Below are 4,313 nucleotides of genomic sequence, written 5' to 3'. Positions count from 1 at the left end.
GGTCCCGTCCGATGCCGCCGCTTCCCTGGCGGCCGCGACCTTCGCCTCGAAGCCGGCCCGCGAGCGGGCGACGTGGGCATTGAGCGAGGCCACCCGACCCTGCATGGGCGCGCGCCAACTGTGGCACACGGCCAGGGCGAGCGCGTCCGCGGCGTCGGCCGGGCTCGGCGGCTTCTGCAGACCCAGGATGCGAGTGATCATGAGGGTCATCTGCTTCTTGTCCGCGCGCCCGCTACCGGTGATCGCCGCCTTGACCTCCGACGGGGTGTGGAACGCCACGGGGATCTCCCGGTAGGCCGCCGCCAGCGCGACGACACCCGCCGCCTGAGCCGTACCCATGGCGGTCGAGACCTGGTTCTGCGCGAACACGCGCTCGATGGCCACCACGTCCGGGCGGTGGATCTCCATCCACTCGTCGGCCACGGAGTGCACGGCCCGCAGGCGCCGCTCGAGCGGCTCGTCGGAGGTCGTGCGCACCACGTCCACGTCGAGCGCCGTGACCGCGCGACCCGGGGCGGTCACGATGAGGGCGAGCCCGCACCGGGTCAGCCCCGGGTCCACACCCATGACGCGCATCTGCGACCTCTCCTCGACCGGTGGTAGAACCTACGTTCGAGACCCTACCAGCGGGGTCGGCCGTCAGGCGTCGAGGCTCGCCAGCACGTCCTCGGGGACGTCCATGTTCGAGTAGATGTTCTGTACGTCGTCGGAGTCCTCGAGCGCGTCGATCAGCTTGAAGACCTTTGCGGCACCGTCGGCGTCGACGGTCACCTCGACCGAGGCGCGGAACCCCGACTCGGCGGACTCGTAGTCGATCCCGGCCTCCTGCAGGGCGGTGCGCACCGCGACCAGGTCGGTGGGCTCGCAGACCACCTCGAATTGCTCGCCGAGGTCGTTGACCTCTTCGGCTCCGGCATCGAGAACGGCCATGAGGACGTCGTCCTCGGTCAGCTCGCCCTTGTCCAGGACGATCTCCCCCTTGCGGGCGAACAGGTACGCGACGGAGCCGGGGTCGGCCAGGTTGCCGCCGTTGCGGGTCATCGCCGTGCGCACCTCGCCGGCGGCCCGGTTGCGGTTGTCGGTCAGGCACTCGATGAGCATGGCCACGCCGTTCGGGCCGTAGCCCTCGTACATGATGGTCTCCCACTCGGCGCCGCCCGCCTCCTCGCCGGCGCCGCGCTTGCGGGCGCGCTCGACGTTGTCGGCCGGGACGGAGTTCTTCTTCGCCTTCTGGATGGCGTCGTAGAGAGTGGGGTTTCCGGCGGGGTCACCGCCGCCCGTGCGGGCGGCCACCTCGATGTTCTTGACGAGCTTGGCGAAGAGCTTGCCGCGCTTGGCGTCGATCGCCGCCTTCTTGTGCTTGGTGGTGGCCCACTTGGAATGGCCTGCCATTGATGTTCCGCCCTCCGGGGGTCTGGGGACCGGGTCCCGCCGTCCGGCGGCCCGGCGCGGGGCTGCGCTCGAGGCCCGCTGAACGCCCAGTCTACGAGGTCGTCTGCCACACCATGTCGAGGAAGTACCGATGGACGCGCACGTCGTCGGTGACCTCCGGGTGGAACGACGTGGCCAGGGCGTTGCCCTGACGCACCGCGACCACGTGGTCTCGGCCGTCGGAGGCGCGGACCTCGGCGAGGACCTGCACGTCGGAGCCGACCGATTCGACCCACGGCGCGCGGATGAACACCGTGCGTACCGGGTCGGCGCCGAGGGCGTCGACGACGAGGTCGGCCTCGAACGAGTCGACCTGCCGTCCGAAGGCGTTGCGGCGGACCGTCATGTCGATCGCGGAGAACCAGGTCGCGTCGGCCCGGGTGTCCAGGACATCCGAGGCGAGCAGGATCATGCCGGCGCACGACCCGTAGACGGGCATGCCGTCGGAGATCCGCTCGGCCACGGGCTCATACATCTCGTGGACGTCCATCAACCGGCTCATGGCGGTGGACTCGCCACCGGGTAGGACCAGGCCGTCCACCGCGTCCAGTTCGGACCGTCGGCGCACGGGGACGGCCCGCGCGCCGACGGCCTCGAGGTGGGACAGGTGCTCGGCGACATCACCCTGCAGGGCGAGGACACCGATCGTCGGTGCGGGTCCGGTCACGACACGGACGTGGAGCCGGAGGTGTCCACGGGGAACGACTGCGCCCCGGGATTGAGTCGCCGGGACAGTCCCTCCTGGGTCACGGCGGCCACGAGTCGGCCCGATCGGTCGAAGATCCGCCCCTGGGTCAGGGCACGCCCCCCGGAGGCGGACGGGGACGTCTGGTCGTAGAGCAGCCAGTCGTCGGCCCGGAACGGACGCATGAACCACATGGCGTGGTCGAGCGAGGCGTCCTGGGTCGGCTCGTCCGGGTGCGGGATCTTGGCCGACCCCAGGAGGGTCATGTCGGACATGTACGCCAGCGTGCACACGTGGAAGTTCGCGTCGTCCGGGAGGGTGTCGACGCACCGGAACCACACCCGCTGCTGCGCGGCCAGCGCGGAACTGGTCGGCATCCCGTCACGCGGGACGAACCGGATGTCCCACTGGGCCCACTCGTCGACGAATACGCGGTGGACCTCATCCAGGTCGTCGACGGAGGGCACGGGGATCTCCTCGGGGTCGACGACGCGGGGCATCTGGTCCTGGTGCTCGATCCCATCCTGGTCGCGCAGGTGGAACGAGGCCGACATCGTGAAGATCGGCTCGCCCTCCTGGATGGCGGTGACCCGTCGGGTGGCGAAGCTCCGCCCGTCCCGCAGTCGGTCGATCTGATAGACGGTGGGCACGTCCGGGATCCCCGGGCGGATGAAGTACCCGTGCAGGGAGTGGACGTGCTTGTCGGAGTCCACGGTCCGGACGGCGGCGGTCAGGGTCTGACCGGCCACCTGTCCGCCGAAGGTGCGCTGGAGATGGGTGCGGATCGCGGGGCCCCGGTAGAGGTCGCGGTCGATCCGCTCGAGGTCGAGGATGTCCTCGATCTTCGCCACCGGCGGGTCACCAGCCCCGCTCGGCGAGCCGGTGGGGCTCCGAGATGTCGTCGACGTTGATGCCGACCATGGCCTCGCCGAGGCCGCGGGAGATGTTCGCGAGCATCTCCGGGTCGTCGTGGAAGGTGGTGGCCTTGACGATCGCCTTGGCCCGCTCGGACGGGTTGCCGGACTTGAAGATGCCGGAACCGACGAAGACGCCCTCGGCGCCGAGCTGCATCATCATCGCGGCGTCGGCGGGGGTGGCGATGCCGCCGGCGGTGAACAGCACCACGGGGAGCTTGCCCTTCTCCGCGACCTCCTTGACGAGTTCGTACGGGGCCTGCAGCTCCTTGGCCGCCACGTACAGCTCGTCCTCCGGCAGGCTCTGGAGCTTGCGGATCTGCTGGCGGATCGACCGCATGTGGGTGGTGGCGTTGGAGACGTCGCCGGTGCCGGCCTCACCCTTGGAGCGGATCATGGCCGCGCCCTCGGTGATGCGGCGCAGCGCCTCGCCGAGGTTGGTCGCGCCACAGACGAACGGCACGGTGAAGGCGAACTTGTCGATGTGGTTGGTGTAGTCGGCCGGGGTGAGGACCTCGGACTCGTCGACGTAGTCCACGCCGAGTGCCTGCAGGATCTGGGCCTCGACGAAGTGGCCGATGCGGGCCTTGGCCATCACCGGGATCGAGACGGCCTCGATGATGCCGTCGATCAGGTCGGGGTCGCTCATGCGAGCGACGCCGCCCTGGGCGCGGATGTCGGCGGGAACACGCTCGAGGGCCATGACGGCCACGGCACCGGCGTCCTCGGCGATCTTCGCCTGCTCGGCGGTGACGACGTCCATGATGACGCCGCCCTTGAGCATCTCGGCCATGCCCCGCTTGACGCGGGCTGTTCCGGTGGTGTTCTCGCTCGACTGCGGCTCGCTCACGAAATTGGCCTTTCCTGGCTCAGACGACGTGTTCAGGCCTACCAGTGTAGGTCGCCCTCACCTCCGTTCCCCAACCGCCGTCCCGCCCGGGTGGGTCAGGCGCGCGGGGGCGGGGCGTCGACGAGCTCGACGTAGTCGGGCATGGGGGCCCGGCCGGCCAGTCGGAGGGCGCGGACGGCGGTCTGCTCGCGCAGACCTCGGGTGTCCCGCACGGCGTCGTTGTAGAAGCGGCGGGCCATGGAGACGCGGTCGGTGGCGTCCTCGAGTTCGCTGGCGAGGTCGACGGGCAGTGCCTCCACGTCGAGCGCGGCCAGCATCATGCCGAGCGTGTTCTCGGCCAGTTCTGCGTTCTCGCCGGGCTCGTCGTCGTCGGCCCGGTCGGTCCTCCGGCGCGGCGGCGGCTGGGGCGCCGGGTCGGGCCCGGCGACGGCGT

General features: G+C 70.4%; 5 protein-coding genes and 1 pseudogene. All 6 read right to left on the bottom strand.

What is annotated here, in order from left to right:
• Positions 1 to 576: crossover junction endodeoxyribonuclease RuvC (locus HMPREF3086_RS16670; RefSeq protein WP_083324501.1), on the bottom strand; the 576-nt coding region annotated here is incomplete at its 3' end.
• A gap of 63 nt (positions 577 to 639) precedes the next feature.
• Positions 640 to 1,392 carry a YebC/PmpR family DNA-binding transcriptional regulator gene (locus HMPREF3086_RS16665; protein ID WP_061228685.1) on the bottom strand — a complete coding sequence of 251 codons (753 nt, stop codon included), beginning with the start codon at positions 1,390 to 1,392 and terminating at the stop codon, positions 640 to 642.
• A 91-nt stretch (positions 1,393 to 1,483) separates the two neighbouring features.
• Positions 1,484 to 2,098, bottom strand: coding sequence for a pyridoxal 5'-phosphate synthase glutaminase subunit PdxT (gene pdxT, locus HMPREF3086_RS16660; protein WP_061914753.1), 615 nt, complete (start codon positions 2,096 to 2,098; stop codon positions 1,484 to 1,486).
• Positions 2,095 to 2,967 carry an acyl-CoA thioesterase gene (locus HMPREF3086_RS16655; RefSeq protein ID WP_061228687.1) on the bottom strand — a complete coding sequence of 291 codons (873 nt, stop codon included), beginning with the start codon at positions 2,965 to 2,967 and terminating at the stop codon, positions 2,095 to 2,097. Before HMPREF3086_RS16655 ends, pdxT begins: the two co-directional genes overlap by 4 nt.
• A gap of 7 nt (positions 2,968 to 2,974) precedes the next feature.
• Positions 2,975 to 3,880, bottom strand: a complete 906-nt coding sequence (pdxS, locus tag HMPREF3086_RS16650) for a pyridoxal 5'-phosphate synthase lyase subunit PdxS (RefSeq protein ID WP_061228688.1) — start codon at positions 3,878 to 3,880, stop codon at positions 2,975 to 2,977.
• A gap of 95 nt (positions 3,881 to 3,975) precedes the next feature.
• A pseudogene (locus tag HMPREF3086_RS16645) lies at positions 3,976 to 4,313 on the bottom strand (LemA family protein); the annotation flags it as partial.

The organism is Dietzia sp. HMSC21D01 (genome assembly GCF_001815995.1).
In the GTDB taxonomy this organism is placed as follows: Bacteria; Actinomycetota; Actinomycetes; order Mycobacteriales; family Mycobacteriaceae; genus Dietzia; species Dietzia cinnamea.
This window is presented reverse-complemented; position numbering and strand designations above follow the sequence as displayed.